The sequence below is a fragment of the Kitasatospora sp. NPDC058162 genome, from assembly GCF_042884005.1.
Classification (GTDB): Bacteria; Actinomycetota; Actinomycetes; order Streptomycetales; family Streptomycetaceae; genus Kitasatospora.
This window is the reverse complement of the sequence record NZ_JBHVUS010000001.1, coordinates 476,176-493,597: the sequence shown is the minus strand read 5'-3', so window position 1 is coordinate 493,597 and position 17,422 is coordinate 476,176. Positions and strand designations below refer to the sequence as shown.

At 72.9% G+C, this 17,422-nt stretch carries 14 protein-coding genes and 3 pseudogenes; 12 read left to right on the top strand and 5 right to left on the bottom strand.

Annotated elements, in window-relative coordinates; genetic code table 11:
- Positions 1 to 330: 330 nt before the first annotated feature.
- From mmsB to ACFVXG_RS02040, 6 genes and pseudogenes are all read left to right on the top strand, one after another.
- Positions 331 to 1,125, top strand: a pseudogene (gene mmsB, locus ACFVXG_RS02065) (3-hydroxyisobutyrate dehydrogenase); the annotation flags it as partial.
- A pseudogene (locus ACFVXG_RS02060) lies at positions 1,111 to 1,608 on the top strand (enoyl-CoA hydratase-related protein); the annotation flags it as partial. The pseudogenes mmsB and ACFVXG_RS02060, both read left to right, overlap by 15 nt.
- 63 nt (positions 1,609 to 1,671) lie before the next feature.
- Positions 1,672 to 2,388 (top strand): TetR/AcrR family transcriptional regulator, encoded by a 717-nt coding sequence (locus ACFVXG_RS02055; protein WP_387923370.1) that lies wholly within the window; start codon positions 1,672 to 1,674, stop codon positions 2,386 to 2,388.
- Between the two features lie 119 nt (positions 2,389 to 2,507).
- Positions 2,508 to 3,647, top strand: coding sequence for an FAD-dependent oxidoreductase (locus ACFVXG_RS02050; RefSeq protein WP_387923368.1), 1,140 nt, complete (start codon positions 2,508 to 2,510; stop codon positions 3,645 to 3,647).
- A 74-nt stretch (positions 3,648 to 3,721) separates the two neighbouring features.
- Entirely contained in the window at positions 3,722 to 4,357 is a 636-nt protein-coding gene (locus tag ACFVXG_RS02045) for a TMEM175 family protein (protein ID WP_387923366.1), read from the top strand.
- A gap of 62 nt (positions 4,358 to 4,419) precedes the next feature.
- On the top strand, positions 4,420 to 4,779 hold the full coding sequence (locus ACFVXG_RS02040) for a nuclear transport factor 2 family protein (RefSeq protein ID WP_387923364.1): 360 nt from the start codon (positions 4,420 to 4,422) through the stop codon (positions 4,777 to 4,779).
- A gap of 17 nt (positions 4,780 to 4,796) precedes the next feature.
- Here ACFVXG_RS02040 and ACFVXG_RS02035 read toward each other — a convergent pair whose 3' ends face one another.
- Positions 4,797 to 5,021 carry a hypothetical protein gene (locus tag ACFVXG_RS02035; RefSeq protein WP_387923363.1) on the bottom strand — a complete coding sequence of 75 codons (225 nt, stop codon included), beginning with the start codon at positions 5,019 to 5,021 and terminating at the stop codon, positions 4,797 to 4,799.
- Between the two features lie 348 nt (positions 5,022 to 5,369).
- Between ACFVXG_RS02035 and ACFVXG_RS02030 the strand changes: the two genes are divergently transcribed.
- From ACFVXG_RS02030 to ACFVXG_RS02020, 3 genes are all read left to right on the top strand, one after another.
- Positions 5,370 to 6,938, top strand: coding sequence for a flavin-containing monooxygenase (locus ACFVXG_RS02030; protein WP_387923361.1), 1,569 nt, complete (start codon positions 5,370 to 5,372; stop codon positions 6,936 to 6,938).
- Positions 6,939 to 7,161: 223 nt separating this feature from the next.
- Positions 7,162 to 8,817, top strand: a complete 1,656-nt coding sequence (locus ACFVXG_RS02025; protein WP_387923359.1) for a serine hydrolase — start codon at positions 7,162 to 7,164, stop codon at positions 8,815 to 8,817.
- 240 nt (positions 8,818 to 9,057) lie between these two features.
- Positions 9,058 to 10,872, top strand: coding sequence for an alkaline phosphatase family protein (locus ACFVXG_RS02020; RefSeq protein WP_387923357.1), 1,815 nt, complete (start codon positions 9,058 to 9,060; stop codon positions 10,870 to 10,872).
- 78 nt (positions 10,873 to 10,950) lie between these two features.
- Here ACFVXG_RS02020 and ACFVXG_RS02015 read toward each other — a convergent pair whose 3' ends face one another.
- The 4 genes from ACFVXG_RS02015 to ACFVXG_RS02000 all read right to left on the bottom strand — a co-directional run bounded on the left by ACFVXG_RS02015 (position 10,951) and on the right by ACFVXG_RS02000 (position 14,598).
- Positions 10,951 to 11,751 (bottom strand): hypothetical protein, encoded by an 801-nt coding sequence (locus ACFVXG_RS02015; protein ID WP_387923356.1) that lies wholly within the window; start codon positions 11,749 to 11,751, stop codon positions 10,951 to 10,953.
- On the bottom strand, positions 11,735 to 12,964 hold the full coding sequence (locus ACFVXG_RS02010) for a hypothetical protein (RefSeq protein WP_387923354.1): 1,230 nt from the start codon (positions 12,962 to 12,964) through the stop codon (positions 11,735 to 11,737). Before ACFVXG_RS02010 ends, ACFVXG_RS02015 begins: the two co-directional genes overlap by 17 nt.
- An 89-nt stretch (positions 12,965 to 13,053) precedes the next feature.
- Positions 13,054 to 13,908 carry an alpha/beta fold hydrolase gene (locus tag ACFVXG_RS02005; RefSeq protein WP_387923352.1) on the bottom strand — a complete coding sequence of 285 codons (855 nt, stop codon included), beginning with the start codon at positions 13,906 to 13,908 and terminating at the stop codon, positions 13,054 to 13,056.
- Positions 13,909 to 14,019: 111 nt separating this feature from the next.
- Entirely contained in the window at positions 14,020 to 14,598 is a 579-nt protein-coding gene (locus ACFVXG_RS02000; protein ID WP_387923350.1) for a TetR family transcriptional regulator, read from the bottom strand.
- A gap of 100 nt (positions 14,599 to 14,698) precedes the next feature.
- On the opposite strand from ACFVXG_RS02000, the gene ACFVXG_RS01995 reads away from it, so the two are divergent.
- The 3 genes and pseudogenes from ACFVXG_RS01995 to ACFVXG_RS01985 all read left to right on the top strand — a co-directional run bounded on the left by ACFVXG_RS01995 (position 14,699) and on the right by ACFVXG_RS01985 (position 17,406).
- The gene (locus tag ACFVXG_RS01995) at positions 14,699 to 15,937 is read left to right on the top strand and encodes an MFS transporter (protein WP_387923349.1); all 1,239 of its coding nucleotides are present in this window, start codon (positions 14,699 to 14,701) and stop codon (positions 15,935 to 15,937) included.
- Between the two features lie 99 nt (positions 15,938 to 16,036).
- The gene (locus ACFVXG_RS01990; RefSeq protein ID WP_387923347.1) at positions 16,037 to 16,411 is read left to right on the top strand and encodes a nuclear transport factor 2 family protein; all 375 of its coding nucleotides are present in this window, start codon (positions 16,037 to 16,039) and stop codon (positions 16,409 to 16,411) included.
- Positions 16,412 to 16,538: 127 nt separating this feature from the next.
- A pseudogene (locus ACFVXG_RS01985) lies at positions 16,539 to 17,406 on the top strand (LLM class flavin-dependent oxidoreductase).
- Positions 17,407 to 17,422 lie beyond the last annotated feature (16 nt).

The following is a 17,422-nucleotide window of genomic DNA, read 5'->3' as shown; positions in this document are numbered from 1 at the left end:
CCCCCGGAAGACCGGCGGCGGCTTCCAGGGGGTATGGCAACGCGTGGTCGGTTCGACCAGGCCGCGATGAGTCTTCGCAGGCGCTCGGCCGGGGTTTCCCCGCCGAGCGTTCTGCGTGGGCGGCCGCCGTGTTCGTCGAGCCTCTCGCGGAGCGTGACCCCCGGCGCCCGGTGCGCGTGGGCTCTGGACTTGCTAGGACGTCCAACTACATGGTCGAAGGCACGTCCGCGGTGTCAGGGAAGCCGGTGTGAGTCCGCCCCATGGCCGCCAACCTGGTCAGGGCCGGGCGCCGGGTGACCGGCTACGACCCGTCCGGCCCGGCCCTGGAACGGGCGGCGGGTGACCGGCTACGACCCGTCCGGCCCGGCCCTGGAACGGGCGGCGGCGAGCGGGGTGAGGGTGGCCGGCTCGGCCGCGGCGGCCGTTGACGGAGCCGAGCTGGTGCTCACCATGCTGCCCACCGGGCGCCATGTCCTGGAGGCCTACCGGGAGTTGGTGGACGCGGCGAGCGGGGCACTGTTCGTGGACTGCTCCACCATCGCCGTCGGCGACGCCCGGATCGCCGCCGACCTCGCCCGGACGGCCGGACACCGGGCCGCGGACGCGCCGGTCTCCGGCGGCGTACCCGGGGCCGAGACCGCCGGACTGACCTTCATGGTCGGCGGCGGGTCGGACGAATTCGCCGAGGCGGAACCGGTGTTGGCCGCGATGGGCTGCAAGGTGGTGCACTGCGGCGGCTCCGGTGCCGGGCGGGCCGCGAAGATCTGCAACAACATGATCCTCGGTGTCTCGATGATCGCGGTGAGCGAGGCCTTCGTCCTGGGCGAGCGCCTCGGGCTCAGCCACCAGGCGCTCTACGAGGTCGCCTCCACCGCCTCCGGCCAGTGCTGGGCGCTCACCGCCAACTGCCCCGTCCCCGGGCCGGTCCCGACCAGCCCGGCCAACCGCGACTACGCGGCGGGGTTCGCGGCCGCGCTGATGGCCAAGGACCTGGGACTGGCCGCCGACGCCGCCACCTCGACCGCCGCACCGGCCGAACTCGGGCGTCGAGCAGCGGACTTGGTCGCTGCCTTCGCCGCCGGCGAGGGCAGTGGACTGGACTTCTCCGCCGTGCGCAAGCCGGTCGTGGCCGCCGTGGCGGGCTACGCCCTGGGCGGCGGCTGCGAGTTGGCGATGATGTGCGACGTCCTGCTGGCGGCGGACACCGCGAAGTTCGGCCAGCCGGAGATCAAGCTCGGCGTGCTCCCCGGCATCGGCGGCTCGCAGCGCCTCACCCGCGCCATCGGCAAGGCGAAGGCGATGGACCTGTGCCTGACCGGCCGGATGATGGGCGCCGAGGAGGCCGAGCGGGCCGGCCTGGTCGCCCGGATCGTCCCGGCCGACCAGCTGCTCACCGAGGCGCTGGCCACCGCCGAGACCATCGCGGCGATGTCCACCCCGGCCGCGGTGATGCTCAAGGAGAGCGTCAACCGGGCCTTCGAGACGACGCTCGCCGAGGGCGTGCGCTTCGAGCGCCGGCTGTTCCACTCGGTGTTCGCCACGGCGGACCAGAAGGAGGGCATGGCCGCCTTCGCCGAGAAGCGGGCGCCGAAGTTCGAGAACCGCTGAGGCGAGGGCCGGTGCCCGTCCGGGTACCGGCCCTGGCCCGAACGCGTTCGTTACGATCGTGGGATGACCGCCAGAAGAGAGCCGATCAGCCGCCGGGAGCGCCCGGCGAAGCCCGCCCTGTCCCGTCGGTGGATCGTCGACACCGCCGTGCGGGTGATGCGGGCGGAGGGGCTGGAGAAGGTCACCATGCGCCGGCTGGCCGCGGAGCTGGACACCGGCCCGGCCTCGCTGTACGTCTACGTGGCCAACACCGCCGAGCTGCACGCCGCCGTGCTGGACGCCCTGCTGGGGGAGGTCGACCTGACCGGCGGGCGCCCCAACGCCGCCGACGCCACCACCGAGGACGACTGGCGCGAGCGGCTCCGTGCCGTCCTGGCCTCCTACGCCGCCGTGCTCTTCGCGCACCCCCAGCTCGCCCGCTCGGCCGTCGTGGCGCGCCCCAGCGGCGAGAACTACCTGCGGCTGGTGGAGTGCGTCCTCGGCCTGCTGTCCCGCAGCGGCGCGCCCCGGGAGCAGGTCGCCTGGGGCGTGGACAAGCTGCTCCAGGACGCCACGGCCACGGCCGCCGAGCACTCGACGCAGGCGCAGGACCCGGCGTCCGAGGAGGCCTGGAACGCCACCACCCGGGCCCTGCGGACGGTGGCCGAGGACACCCACCCGGCGATCCGGGCGCACATGCCCGTCCTGGTCGGCGGCTCGGCCGAGCAGCGCCTGCGCTGGGGCTTCGACGTGCTGGTCAACGGCATCACCGCGACGCCGGTCCCGGGCCCGCAGGGCTGAATCCAGCCGCCCGGCGCCCCGGCCGTCCGGGGCGCCGGGCGTCGACACGCCCATCGACGAACTTGTTCGGAACGAACATGTTCGTTACCGTGGAGGAGTCCGGTCAACAGGAGGCACTCATGAGCACCCACCACCCCATCGCGATCATCGGCGGCGGTCTCGGCGGTCTCACCGCCGCCCGCGTGCTGCACGTCCACGGCGTCCCGGCCACCGTCTTCGAACTGGAGGCCTCCGCCGCCGCCCGGGCCCAGGGCGGCATGCTCGACATCCACGAGGAGACCGGCCAGCGGGCGCTGCGGGCCGCCGGCCTCTACGAGGACTTCCGGGGGCTCGTCCACGAGGGCGGCCAGGAGATGCGCCTGGTCGGCCCCGACGCCGTGGTCCGCGTAGCGGAGCAGGACGACGGCACCGGCGGCCGCCCCGAGGTCGACCGGGGCGACCTGCGCGACCTGCTGCTGGCCTCGCTGCCCGAGGGCACCGTCCGCTGGGGGAGCAAGGTCACCGGCGTCCGACCGCTCGGCGGCGGCCGCCACGAGGTGACCTTCGCCGACGGGTCCGCCGTCACCACCGACCTCCTGATCGGCGCGGACGGCGCCTGGTCCCGGGTGCGGCCGCTGCTCTCCGACGCCGTACCCGCCTACACCGGCATCTCCTTCGCCGAGGCCGACCTGCACGACGCCGACGTCCGGCACCCGCGCGGCGCCGCCCTCGTCGGCGGGGGCTTCTTCATCGCCCTGGGCGGCGGCTGCGGCTTCCTCGCGCACCGGGAGACCGACGGCAGCCTCCACGTCTACGCCGCCGCGAGGGCCGACGAGGGGTGGCTCGACACCGTCGACTTCACCGACCTCGACGCCGCCCGGACCGGCGTCCTCGCCCGCTTCGACGGCTGGCACGACGACCTGCGCGCCCTGGTCGCCGACGCGGACGCCCTCACCCCGCGCCGCATCCACGCCCTGCCGGTCGGCCACCGCTGGGAGCCGACCCCGGGCGTGACGCTCCTTGGCGACGCCGCCCACCTGATGTCCCCGTTCGCCGGGGAGGGCGCCAACCTGGCCATGTTCGACGGCGCCGAACTCGCCGCAGCCCTGGTCGCCCACCCCGGCGACACCGGGGCCGCGCTGACGGCCTACGAGACGGCCCTGTTCCCGCGCGCCGAGGCGTCCGCCGCGGAGTCCGCCGCCAACCTGGAGTCGATGTTCGGCGAGGACGGACTCGACCGGCTGGTCGAGTTCTTCACCTCCGGCCCGGCGGCCGGGTGACCGCCCGACCGGGCGGTGGCGGCCCCGGCGCGTTGCGCGGCGGGCCGGCGCCGCCCGGCTGAGATGCTCTGCCGGTGGAGACGAGGGACACCGGGCGGATCGAGGCGTTCAGCGACGGGGTGTTCGCGATCGCGATCACCCTGCTGGTCCTGGAGATCAAGATCCCCCAGGCGCACGGGGCGGCGGAGCTGTGGCGGGCGCTCGGCGCGCAGTGGCCGTCGTACTTCGCCTACGTGGTGAGCTTCCTGGTGATCGGCGTGGTCTGGGTGAACCACCACACCCTGTTCGGCCACCTGGCGCGGGTCGACCGCACCCTGATGTTCCTCAACCTGCTGCTGCTGATGCTGATCTCCGTCCTGCCGTTCCCGACCGCCGTGGTCGCGCAGAACCTGCGCAACGGCTCGGCGGCGAACGTCGCGGCGGCCGTGTACGGCGGGGTGATGGTGGGCCAGGCGGTGCTGTTCTCCGCCTTCTGGAACCACGTCACGCGCACCGGCCGCTGCTTCGACGAGCGGGTGGACGTGTCGGCGGCCCGGGCCGCGCGGTGGCGCTTCGAGCTGGGCCTGGTGGTCTACCCGCTCACCGTCGGCCTGGCGTTCCTCTCCGCCCCGGCCGCCCTCGCCGTCCACGGCCTGCTGGCCGTCTACTACGGGTTCAACCAGGTCCGGGTGCCGCTGCTGGACCAAGGACGAGGGACGCTGACCGAATGACCGCATGACCGAATAGCGGAATCGCGGGCGGGGGAGGGCCGGTTGTCGTACCGTCCTGGGCCATGGACCACGACTTCGCCACCCGCTTCGCCCAGGACTGGGCCGCCGCCTGGAACTCGCACGACCTGGAGCGCATCCTCGCCCACTTCACCGAGGACGTCGTCTTCGCCTCGCCCCGGATCGTCGAGCTGATCAGCGACCCGTCCGGCGAGGTGCAGGGCAAGGAGGCCCTGCGCGTCTACTGGTCCAAGGGCCTGCAGCACCTGCCCGACCTGCACTTCACCGTCGAGGACGTCCGGGCCTCCGTCGACACCCTCGTCATCAACTACCGCAACGAGCGCGGCCGGGCCGTCGCCGAGGTGCTCACCTTCCGCGACGGCCTGGTCTCCCGCGGCCTCGGCGCGTACGGGCCCGAGGCATAGCGCGCGCCCGGCTGGGGCTACAGCCAGACGACGTAACGGTCGTTGAACTCCCCGCCGAGGCAGAACTCCCGGCGCTCACGGATGTCGGTGGCCACGTACCCGCCGCCCTCCTCGCACTCGATGACGCTGACGGGCGGCTCGACGTGCCGGGTGTGCGCGGCGGCGAGGGCCGGGGCGGCACCCAGGGAGAGCGCGGCGGCGGCCAGGACGGAGAGCGCGGTGACGCGCTTGGCGGTGGTCATGCCCGGTCAACGACCCTGCCGGTGCCCGGTCACCCCGTTCCCCACACGATCGTCAAACCGCTGCCCGGCGTGTGACCGTTCAGCGTCGGGCGAGGCGCGGGCAGCGGCTGCCCGGGCGTGACGACGACGGACGCGTCCCGAGTTGCCCGAAAGGGTCAACTTCTCCTTCGGGTAAGAACGTTCTGCCGGCGGGAGTCGGCTGGTGGGAAGGGTGTGAGGCCTTCCCGGTCGCACGAACGTACGGCTCCCGCTCGGCTCGACTCCTGCTACGTTGCGGCATCGTCTGCTGGCGCCAACGGCTCGGGAGCGTATCTGATGGGTAGCGCGGCAGCGGGGAGTGCGCGCCAGGTGGGGGTCCTCGTGGTCGGCGCGGGCCTGTCCGGGCTGGCCGCGGTGATCGCCCTGCGCCGGGCCGGATTCGATGACCTCGTCGTCCTGGAGAAAGCAGAGCGACTCGGGGGCACATGGCGGGACAACACCTATCCCGGGTGCGGTTGCGACGTGCCGTCGTTCCTCTACGAGTACTCCTTCGCGCCGCACTCATGGACGCGCACCTTCGCCACTCAGCCGGAGATCCTCCGCTATCTCCAGGACACGGCCGCCGGGCACGGCGCCGACGACGCCATCCGCTACGGGGCCGAGGTACGGGCCTGCACGTGGGACCAGCCCAGCCGGCGCTGGCTCGTGACCACGACGGCGGGCCCGTACGCGGCGCGATCCCTGGTCCTGGCGACAGGTCCCTGGAGCCGGCCCCGGTATCCCGACATCCCCGGACTGACGGACTTCCCCGGAGCCGTCTTCCACTCGGCGCGGTGGGAGCACGATGCCGAGCTGACCGGCCGCCGCATCGCCGTCGTCGGCAACGCGGCTTCCACCGTGCAGTTCCTCCCCGAACTCCAGCGCCGCGGTGCCCACGTCGACGTCTTTCAGAGCACGGCCCCTTGGGTTCTGCCCAAGCCGGACTACCCGGTCCCTTCGACCGTGCGCAGCCTTCTGGAGCGCTGGCCCACCGGGCGGCGACTGGTACGGGGAATGCACCACTGGACGCAGGAAGCCATCGGCCTGGCCCTGCGTCACCCCTGGCTGCTGCCTCCGCTGGAGGCCGGAGCACGCCTGCACCTGCGCCTGTGCGTCCGCGATCGCGCCCTGCGTCGGGCGCTGACGCCGAGCCACAGACTGGGCGCCCGTCGGCTGCTCACCTCGGACACGTACTTCCCGGCGCTGTCGGCTCCCAACGTCAGCCTGCACCCCACACGTGTGGAACGTGTCGAGGGCAGCACCGTGGTGGGGGCCGACGGGCGACGGGTCGATGCGGACGTCATCGTCCTGGCCACCGGTTTCCGGATCGGCGACACGCCTGTCTCCCGCCACGTGTACGGACGTCAGGGCCGGACGCTGCACCAGACCTGGCAGGAGGGCCGACGCGCCTATCTCGGAACCAGCGTCAGCGGATACCCCAATCTCTTCCTCCTCCTCGGACCCAACATCCTCAACGGCAACGTCGCCGTCCCCGTCGTCCTGGAGGCACAGCTGCGCTACATCACCGATGCGCTGACCCACCTGCACCGCGGCGAGCACGCCGCCATGGAGGTGCGCCCCGAGGTGGAAGAGGCCTACAACACCGCTCTGCAGGCGGCTTTGAGCACCACCGTCTACAACACGGCAGGACCGTCCGGCTATTACTTCAGCCCCGCCGGTGTGAACACCTTCTGCTGGCCCTGGTCCACTCGGCGACTCCAGCGGCAGCTCCACGCGTTCGACCCCCAGCGCTACACGTGGTGCCCACCCCAGGGCGTCAACGTGCCGCCGCAGGACCGCGCAGGGGGCGGTCCGCAGCAGCGGCGACGACTCCCGGGGCCGAGGGGAGGCACTGTCACCGGCCGTAGCTCCGCACGTCGGGACGAAGAGGTGACCTGAACCGACGAGGGAATCGCCGGGTGTCGGGGATCACCGAAAGACCTGACGTCAGCACCGAGCGCGGCCCCGGCCCCGGGCCGTGCTCTGCCGGACGGGTGGTTTGCGCGGGGGACGGCGCGCGGCGGCGGTCCGGGGCGCGCGCAGGCGTCCACACTCCCGCCGTACGGCGGACGGCGGCACCGACGGGACCGGGGCCGCGCCGCCCGGACGAGGGAGGACCTCGATGCATCCTCACGGCGCGCCCAGGCGCACCGCCCAGGGCCCCGGTAGGGCCGTCGCCGCACCGGCGCTGGCGGCCCTGCTGCTGAGCGGCCCGCTGCTCGCCGGGTGCACCTCGGCGGGGGCCGGCGACCCGGAGGCCGCCCCCAGCCCGGGCCCCTCCTCGGCTCCGGCCACCGCGCCGCCCGCCCAGCCGGCCCCGCAGCTGACGGAGCAGCAGGTGAACGACGCCGTGGGCCGGATCGACGGCTACGTGCGGGACGCGATGACGAAGACCGGCGTGCCGGGGGTGGCGATCGCCGTGGTGTACCAGGACAAGGTGATCCACGCGCAGGGCTTCGGGCTCCGCGAGCTCGGCAAGCCCGACCAGGTCACCCCGGACACCGTGTTCCAGCTCGCCTCGGTCTCCAAGCCGATCTCCTCGACGGTGGTCGCCGGGGCGGTCGGCCAGAAGGTCGCGAAGTGGGACGACCCGGTCACCGCCCATGACCCGGGCTTCGCCCTGGCCGACCCGTACGTGACCTCCCACGTCACCGTCGCCGATCTGTTCTCGCACCGCAGCGGCCTGCCGGACCACGCCGGTGACCTGCTGCAGGACCTCGGCTACCCGCGCGACTACATCGTCCAGCACCTGCGCGACCAGCCGCTCACCCCGTTCCGGGACAGCTACGCGTACACCAACTACGGCCTGACCGAGGCGGCGGCGGCCGTCGCCAAGGCCAAGGGGGTGGCCTGGGAGGACCTCTCGGCGGACGTCCTCTACAAGCCGCTGGGGATGAACTCCACCAGTTCCCGGCGCTCCGACTACGACGCCGCGGCGAACAAGGCCGCGCCGCACGTCAAGACCGACTCCGGCTGGCAGGTCAGCACCACCGAGAACGCCGACTCGCAGTCGCCGGCCGGCGGGGCCAGCTCCACCGTGCAGGACCTCGCCCGGTGGATGCGGCTGCAGCTCGCCGACGGGAAGTTCGAGGGCCGAACGGTCATCGACCCGGACGCCCTGAACGAGACCCGCACCCCGCACTACGTCAACAGCCCGGCCAGGGCGCCGGCCGGCACCGCCGGCTTCTACGGCCTCGGCTGGAACGTCGGCACCGACTCCCGCGGCCGGCTCCGGCTGAACCACTCCGGCGGCTTCGAGCTGGGCGCGGCGACCACCGTGACCCTGCTGCCCTCCGAGCAGCTGGGGATCGTGGTGCTGACCAACGGCCAGCCGATCGGCCTCCCGGAGGCGGTGGCCGAGGAGTTCTTCGACCTCGCCCAGGAGGGCCGGGAGACGGTCGACTGGCTGTCCTTCCTCGGCAAGCTCGTGCCCGCCGCCGCGGCGAGCCCCGTCTCCAAGACGGACTACACCAAGCCCCCGGCCGGCGCCGCCCCGGCCAAGCCGGACACCGCCTACACCGGGACGTACGCCAGCGGCTACTACGGGCCGCTGACCGTCACCGAGCAGGACGGCGGGCTGGTGATGACGGTGGGGCCGGCCAAGCTCCAGTACCCGCTGCAGCACTTCGACGGCGACGTGTTCAGCTTCCGCAGCAAGGGCGAGAACGCGGTCGGCCTCTCCGGGGTGACCTTCACCGTCGGCGGCGACGGGACGGCGGGCAAGGTGGTGGTCGAACAGCTCGACATCGAAGGCCTCGGGACCTTCACCCGTTCCTGACGCCCGGTACGCCCCGTACGGCCTCCACCGCCCCGCCCGGACCTGCGGCGGAGTCCCCGTCGGCCGGCCCCGGGCGGGAGGTGGGGGCCGCTCCGCGCGAAGTTGTCTGACCAAGTTCGGCCTGTGTTCGCCCGCGCGCCCTTCCCCGGGCGGCACGGAACCGGTACCTCTATGTCCCGCCCGTGGTGCACCGCCACCGGCACCCACCCTCATGCACAACCAACGGGACGAGGTACCCCCATGCGACTGCGCTGGAGCCCCTTCGGCGGACTGCTCGCCACCCTCCCGCTCGTCGGCGCGCTGGTCGTCGGCGCCCCCGCCGCCGCCCACGCGGCGGGCGGCAGCGGCAACCTGATCGTCAACGGCGACGCGGAGGCCGGCGGCTACTGCACCAACGACTGGAGCGCCGCCACCACCGTCCCCGGTTGGACGGTCCAGGCCGGCGGCGTCAACGTCATGTGCTCCTCGGTCGGCTCCTTCGGCCTGCCCGGCGACGGCCTCACGCCCGGCAAGGCCTTCTTCGCCCCGGGCAACTTCGGCGACGGCTCGATGGCCCAGACCGTCGACGTCTCCTCGGCGGCCGGCGCGATCGACGGCGGCGGCGTGCACTACAACCTGGCTGGCTGGCTGGGCGGTTGGACCACGTACGGCGGCTACGCGGCGGTGAGCCTGCACTTCCAGGACGCCGGCGGCAACCCGCTCGGCGCGACCGCCAAGCTGCCGACCGTCTCCGCGACCGACCGCGGCCTGAGCACCAAGTTCCTCTCCCGCAGCACCACCGGAGCCGTCCCGGCCGGGACCCGCTCGATCCAGGTCGAGGTGCAGTTCCTGTCCACCACGAACGAGACCGGCTACCTGGACAACCTCTCGCTCACCCTCGACACCCCGGTCGCCGCGCCCGCGCCGATCGCCCCGCCGGTCTCCCAAGTGCCGGGCTACGACCACGTGTTCACCGTGATGATGGAGAACACCGACTACGCCCAGATCATGAACGACCCGACGGACACCCCGTTCATCCACAGCCTGATGTCCCAGGGCGCCACCCTCACCGACGCCCACGGCGTCTACCACCCCAGCGACGAGAACTACCTGGCCGTCGCCGGCGGCGACACCTACACCAAGGGCGCCACCTACTGGCCCAACATCAACTCCCCCCAGCGCAACCTCGGCGACACCATCGAGGACTCCGGCCAGACCTGGAAGGCCTACGAGCAGGGCATGGGCACCCCCTGCAACACCACCAAGACCTACGACAGCTCCTACATGCCCGACGACGCGCCGTTCATCAACTACACCGACATCAGCGGCAACCCGGCCCGCTGCGCGGCCCACCTCTTCGACACCTCGCAGCTCACCACCGACCTCAAGTCGGCGGCCACCACGCCGAACTTCTCCTGGATCGCCGCCGACGACTACTACGACGGCGAGGCCTCCGGCAACGGCAGCGCCGCCAGCCTCAAGACCCAGGACGGCTGGCTGCAGCAGACCCTCGGCCCGGTGCTGTCCTCCCCGGCCTGGACCCAGCAGCGCTCGCTGCTCATCCTGACCTGGGACGAGAGCGAGAACGAGGGCTACAACCACCTCGCCACCGTCGTGGTCGGCTCGCAGGGCACCGTCCCGGCCGGGACCAGCAGCCCGCTGCACTACGACCACTACGGCATCGGCCGCACCATCGAGTCCGCCCTCGGCCTGCCCGGCCTGACCGCCAACGACACCTACGCGACGCCGCTCAACGCCGCCTTCGCCCCGTCCACCGCGACCGGCCCGACGCTGACCGGCGACCTCAACGCGGTCACGGGCGGCGGCAACCTCACCCTGCGCTACGGCCTGCCGACCGCGGCCCAGGCCGGCGCCAAGAACTGGATCGGCTTCTACCCGGCCGGCGTCACCCCGGGCTCCCGCTCCTCGCTCACCTGGTCCTACGCCCCGAACCAGAGCGGCGCCCTGACCTTCGCCACCGGCAAGCTCGGCGGCCCGGGCCGCTACGACGCGTACCTCCTGGCCAACGACGGCTACTCCGTCCTGGCCGGGCCGTACACCGTCACCGTCGGCTGACGCCCCGACCGCCGGCTGAGGCCGAGGGGCCCGCCCGCCGGGGCGGGCCCCTTCGCCCCTTCGCCTCGCGTCCCGGGCTCACACGGGCGGCAGCAGATCGCTCCCGCTGACGGTGTACGCCACCGGCGGGTAGCGGAAGTCCGTCTCGTCGTTCTCGCGGCGCCGCAGTCGGTAGAACTCGCGCTGCTGCTCCTCGTCGGCCGCCACGAGGCGCTCACCCTGGGGAAGGTGGGCCTGTCCGTCGCGGAACCGGAGGAGGGTCTTCGACGTCCGGAAGGTCACGCCCAACCACCGGTTGTCCGCCGCCCGGCCCGGTGCGTCCAACACGATCCTGTGCTTGAGCCGCCGGTTCGCCTCGACGGAGAACGCGACGACGCCGTGGTGGTCGAGGGGGACCTCGAACTTCTCGAACGTCTCGGACGCCTCGCCGTCGGATCCCTTCGGCTCCACGATCAGCTTCCTCGGCGGGCCCGCCTCGGGGTGCTCGTAGCAGGAGAAGACGGCGATGAACGACCCGTCGGCCAGGTCGAGGGCCTGGTCGGAATGGGCGCCCATGGTCGTGTAGGCGTTCGTGTAGCACTCGATGAGGGCGTTGTTGAAGCCGACCGGAAGCCCCAGGTGCTCCTGGGCGTGCTCCTGGACCCGCTGCGCCAGCCGCTCGTGCACCGCCCGGAAGCGCTGCGCCGGGCTGCCGTACCGGGTGGTGGTGCGGACGAGCGGCACGCCGCCCGCCCCGTCGACCCTGGTCAGCACGGCGCCCTGGCGGCCCTTGCCCACGTCCTCCCAACGGGTCGACGCGGACAGCTCGGTGAAGAGGTCCTCCTCGGACGGCAGTCCGAAGGAGAGGATCTCCGCCGGGAACCTAGAGCTGGGGGGCACGGTAGTCTCCCGCGTTCATGCTGAAGAGGATTCCGTCGCCGTAGTCGACGAAGGACGAGCTCCGGTTCTCCTCGGCGTACAGCCCGCGCAGCTCGTCGACGCCCTCCTCGGTGGGCGGCTCCAGCTTCACCAGGTCCTCGGAGACCTTGAGGAAGGTGTGGCCGTCCTTGTGGACGGCTTCGGCGTTCGAGCAGCGCACCACGTACCCCAGGCGGGTCGGGAGCAGCCCGGCGTCCAGTGCTGAGGGCCGGATCTCGTGGGTGTACAGGCGGTTGGTGGACAGCGGCATGAAGAACACGGACCCGGGATGGAGGGTCACGGTGAACTGCGCGGGGAGAGCGACCCCGTCGAGTTCTGCGGTCGCGTCCTTGAGGCGGAACTGGAGCCTGGTCAGCCCGCTGACGCCCTTCACGCCGTAGTCGAAGGCGTCACCGGCCAGCGGCTGCAGCCCGTCGAGCCGGTCGTAGAAGGTGCAGAAGGCCATGATCCCGTTGACCGGCATGTCCTTGGTCTTGTCGGCGTGGGACGAGATCCGGGCCTTGGACTGCTTGCGCTCCGCCGTGGCCCGGGTGTTGTGGTAGATCTGGGCGAGGACGTGGTTCAGCGGCGCGTGGTCGCGGAAGATGCCGACGGCCTCGCGGTTCAGGGCCTCGACGATGCCGGTGTCGGTCGGGCGGAAGCCTTCGGTCGGCCCCGAGAGGTTGGTGGAGCAGCGGAGCAGGCGGAAGTGCAGCTCGTCCCCGTCGCGCGTGACGGGCGTCAGGTAGATGCCGCTGCGATGGGCCTTCCCGGGCTTGTTCGACTCCGTCAGGGACTGGAACTCGTGCTCGGCGCTGATCCGTTCGAAGTGACCGTCGTCGAGCCCGAAGAAGCGGCGGTAGTACACGCCGACGCCGTGCACGCGGACCGGGACCCGGCCGAGGTCGACGACGGTCCAGGGCGCGCCGGCGCCGTCCTGGTAGCCGTGCGACAGCTCCCGGACGACGAACACCCGGTCGGCCGTGCGCAGTCGGTGCTGGTCGAGCCCGGATATGTCGCCGCACAGGTAGACGGTCCTGAGGGTGAGGTCGGGCGAGCCGGAGGCGAGGTCCGCGGGCGTGATCACGGACCCGAAGAAGTCCCTGACCACGTCGTGGTCCTGGAGCGTCGAAGGCGCGATCAGGACGTTGCCCGCATCCTCGATGCGGGCCTCGGTCGGCTCCGGTGTGGACATCGAACGGCACCTGCCCTTCGCAGATCTTGGTGGAATGTTCGTGCGGATGGCTCGCGTGGCTGGCTCGCGTGGACTGCTCGAACCGATGATCAGAGCGCGAGCATGGCCGCCGCAACCTCATTTGCCGCCGCGTCGGGGATCGCGGTCGCGGCCCGCTCCAGCACCAGCAGCCGCGCACCGAGGATCTCGCGCGCGAGCGCCTCGCCGTTGCCGACCGGGAAGAACCGGTTGTGACGCCCGTGCACCACGAGCGCCGGCACCGCGAGTTCGGGCAGGCGCTCGCGCCACCGCGGCGCGCAGTCGAGCTTGGCGAACGCCAGACCCAGCTGGTTGGCGAGTTGGACCGCGGGCTCCCGGCCCGGCGTGCGGTCGAAGACGCGCTCGGCGGTGGCGCGCGCCGCTGCCGGATCGTCGCCGAGCAGCTCCGCCCTGGCGGCGGCGAACTCCGCCACGGCCGCGCGGTCGGACCAGTCGGGCATCGGGAGCGCGAACCGCGCCTTCAGGACGGCCTCGTCATGGTCGGGCAGATCGTCGTCGACCGGGCCGGGGGCGACGGGCCGCGTCCCGGCCAGGGTCAGCGCCGAGAATGCGTCCGGATGGTCCAGCGCGGCGACCTGGGCGACCATCCCGCCGACGCCGACGCCCGCCAGGTGCGCCGGCCGGTCCGAGAGCCCACGGGCGAGCGCGGCCGCGTCGGCGGCGAGGTCCCGGAGCGTGTACGCGGGCGCCTCCGGGTCGACGGTCGTCGACGCGCCGGAGTCGCGCAGGTCGTAGCGCACGACGTGCCGACCGCCGCGCGCCAGCGCCTCGCAGAGCGCGTCGGGCCACGACAGCATGGTCGTGCCGCCCGCGAGCAGGACGAGGGGCGCCGCCGCATCGCCGAAGTGCTCGACCCCGAGCGTGACGCCTTCGGGTGTGCGGAACGAACGGACCGTCGAATGCATCGTCGACCTCCCGGGTGGGTGTGTGACCGTGGCCACGCTACCCCGCACCACTGACACCGCCCCACAACTGTGCCTCCGCCCACGTCTCCTGGGGGTGCACGGGCTCCCCGTTCAGGCGTTCTCGGGCGGTCCGTCCCCGGCGGGCAGGGCCCGGACGGCCCGGGAGATGTCCGAGCGGAGCCGGTCGAGGCCCTGGTCGGAGCTCTGGTCGGGGCCGAGGATCATGCGGCGGAGCTGGGGCATGGCCAGGCTCCAGCCGACCAGGCCGAGGGCGAGGAACAGGCGCGTCCGGGGGTCGCCGCCGCCTTCGGCGGCCTGGAGCTTGTCCTGGTAGTGGCGGGTCCGGGCCTCCTCGCCGGGGACGGGCTGGTCGCCGAGTTCGAGGGCCTCCCACATCAGCAGCCGCAACGCCTCGGGGTGGGCGCGGTGGTAGTCGAAGAGGCGCTCGGCGTAGGCGGGCAGGTCGTCGTCGCCGGGCGGCACGGCCTGGGCGAGGTCGGACATCAGGCGTTCGAGGACGGCGGCGAAGAGCTTGTCCTTGTCGCCGAAGTAGTCGTAGATCGCCCGCTTGTTGGCCCTGGCCTGGGCGGCGATGCGGTCCACGCGGGCGCCGGCGACGCCGTGGGCGGCGAACTCGGCCGCTGCCGCCGTAAGGATCCGCTCTTTGGTTGCCGTCGAGTCGTACGCCATGGAGCGATGGTAACGAACCGGTTCGTTTGACGATCCCGCGGCGGTCTGCCAACCTCTCATCGAGCTTCCGAACCAACTAGTTCGTTCGATTGGAGTGGCGATGCCCAGGAACGACCTGCCCGCGCCCGTGCCGCCCGTGCTCGTCCAGCCTCCGCCCGCAGCGCTGGGTCGACGTGTGCCGCTGGTGATGGCGCTGGCCTGCGGCGTCAGCGTGGCGAACGTCTACTTCCCCCAGGCCCTCACCCCGCTCATCGCCGACGGGTTCGGCATCGCGCCCGGAACGGCCGCGGGCGTCGCCACGGTGACCCAACTCGGCTACGCCGCGGGGATCTTCCTACTGGTCCCACTCGGCGACCGGCTGCCCCGCCGCCCCTTGATCAGCGTGCTGCTGGCCGTGACGGGCTGCGCGCTGCTCGCCGCCGGGCTCGCGCCGGCCACCGGCCTCCTGGTCGCCGCCGGCGCCGTCGTCGGCCTCGCCACGGTGGTGCCCCAACTGCTGCTGCCCCTGGCCGCGGGCCTGGTCGCACCCGACCGGCGCGGCGCCGTGATCGGCACCCTCCAGGGCGGCCTGATCGGCGGGATCCTGCTGGCCCGCACCTTCGGCGGCGTACTGGGCGAACACCTCGGCTGGCGCGCCCCCTACCTGGCCGCCGCCGCCCTCACCGGGCTGCTCGCCGTCGTCCTCGGCCTGGCCCTGCCCAGCACCGCGCCGGCCACCCGCGAGCGGTATCCGGCTCTGCTCGCCGACACCGTACGGATGCTGCGAACGGAGCCGGGCCTGCGCCGCTCCGCGCTCTACCAGGCCACCCTCTTCGCCGGCTTCAGCGCCGCCTGGACCGCCCTCGCCCTCCTCCTCACCGGCCCCCGCTACCGGATGGACGCCCAGGCCGTCGGCGTGCTGGCCCTGATCGGCGCGGCGAGCATGTTCTGCGCCCCGGCCGCCGGGCGCTGGGTCGACCGGCACGGCCCGGACCGGGTGAACGGCTGGTGCATCGCCGCCACCCTCGCCGCGGCCGCGGTGCTCACCGGGGGCGCGGCGGGCGGCGCGATCGGCCTGGCCGCCCTCACCCTCGGCCTCCTGCTCCTCGACGTGGCGGTGCAGTGCAGCCAAGTCGCCAACCAGGCCCGCATCTTCGCCCTGCGCCCGGAGGCCCGCAGCCGGCTGAACACCGCCTACATGACCTGCTCGTTCCTCGGCGGCAGCGCCGGCTCCTGGCTCGGCATCCGCGTCCACGCCCACCTCGGCTGGCCCGGGGTGTGCGCCCTCATCGCGGCCGCCGCAGCCGTCGCCCTCACCGCCCGCCTCGCGGGCCGCCAGTCGGCGCACTCACCGCGGTGAACGGCGGCCGCGCTGTCGCGAGGGCGCCGCCGCCCTTCCCGCGCCGATCTCCCGTCCCGAACATCCGTCTCCGAAAGGCCTTCCGTGACATTCCCCGCCATGCCCCCCGCCGTCCTGCAGTTCTTCCGCGCCTCCCAGGAAGGCGACGCCGACACCTGGGCGCGGGCCTTCGCCGAGGACGGCGTCTTCCACGACCCCATCGGCACACCGCCGATCACCGGCCGGGCCGCGATCCGCGACTTCATCGCCTCCGTCCTGCCCAACTTCCAGCCCTTCCTCGGGCTGACCCCCCTGGAGGCACACACCATCGGCCACCACGTCGCCGTCTCCTGGCGCGGCGCCGCCGTCGCGCTGGACGGCAAGCCGGTCAACTGGTCCGGCATCAACATCTACGAACTCGACGACAACGGCCTGATCCGGGACGCCAAGGCCTACTTCAACAGCGCCGTCTTCCAGGCCCAACTGGCCGGCTGACCCCACGAGCGCCCGCCGCAGGCCGAGGGAGCACCAGCGCCCTCGGCCCGCACGGTGCGTCCGCAGACGGCCGTCCCGAGCGGTTAAGCCGTTGCCCGGACAGGTGTGGGCGGCCCACGATGCCAGGATGCGCTTCTCGATCAACATCCCGTAACTTCGGCGACTTCGCCGACCCCCGAAACGTGGCGACCGCAGCGGCGGCGGCCGAGGAATGCGGGTGGGACGGGCTCTTCGTCTGGGACCACATCCACTACCGGGGGTACGCGGGGCGGCCCTTCGGGGACGCCTGGATGCTGCTGACCGCGGCCGCACTCGCGACGTCACGGATCCGGCTGGGGACGCTGCTCACCCCGGTGGCCCGCTATCGGCCGCAGCAACTCGCGCTGCAGGTGGCGACTTTGGACAACCTCAGCGGAGGCAGGGTCGTCTTCGCCGCTGGTCTGGGCGGGCCGGTCGAGGACGAGTACGGCAGCTTCGGCGACTCCACCGATCGACGCGTGCACGCCGAACGACTGGACGAAGGCCTGGAGTTGCTGCGGAAGTTCTGGACGGGCGAGGCCGTCGACCACCATGGTCGGCACTACCAGGCGCGGAACGTGAGCCTGCAGCCCGCCACCGTGCAGCGGCCCGGTCCGCCGGTGTGGATCGGCGGGTTCTGGCCGAACCGGCCGCCCATGCGTCGGGCGGCGCGGTGGGACGGCGCGGTTCCCCTGTTCAAGAATGCCCTGCACGGATACCCGCCGGCCCGCGCGGACGTACGGGAGTTGATCACCTATGTGCGCGACCATCGGGAAGGCGACCCCCAGCGCCCCTTCGACCTCGTCGTCGGCGGCGCCACTCCGGCCGACGCCGCCAAGGCCAAGGACGTGATCGGCCCCCTGCGCGACACGGGCGCCACCTGGTGGGACGAGCGGCAACTCGACCCCGGCCCCGACGTGGACCGCCTGGCCCCGGTACTGCGCCGCATCGAAGCGGGGCCACCGGCTCTCGACTAGGCCCCCACACCGAGGC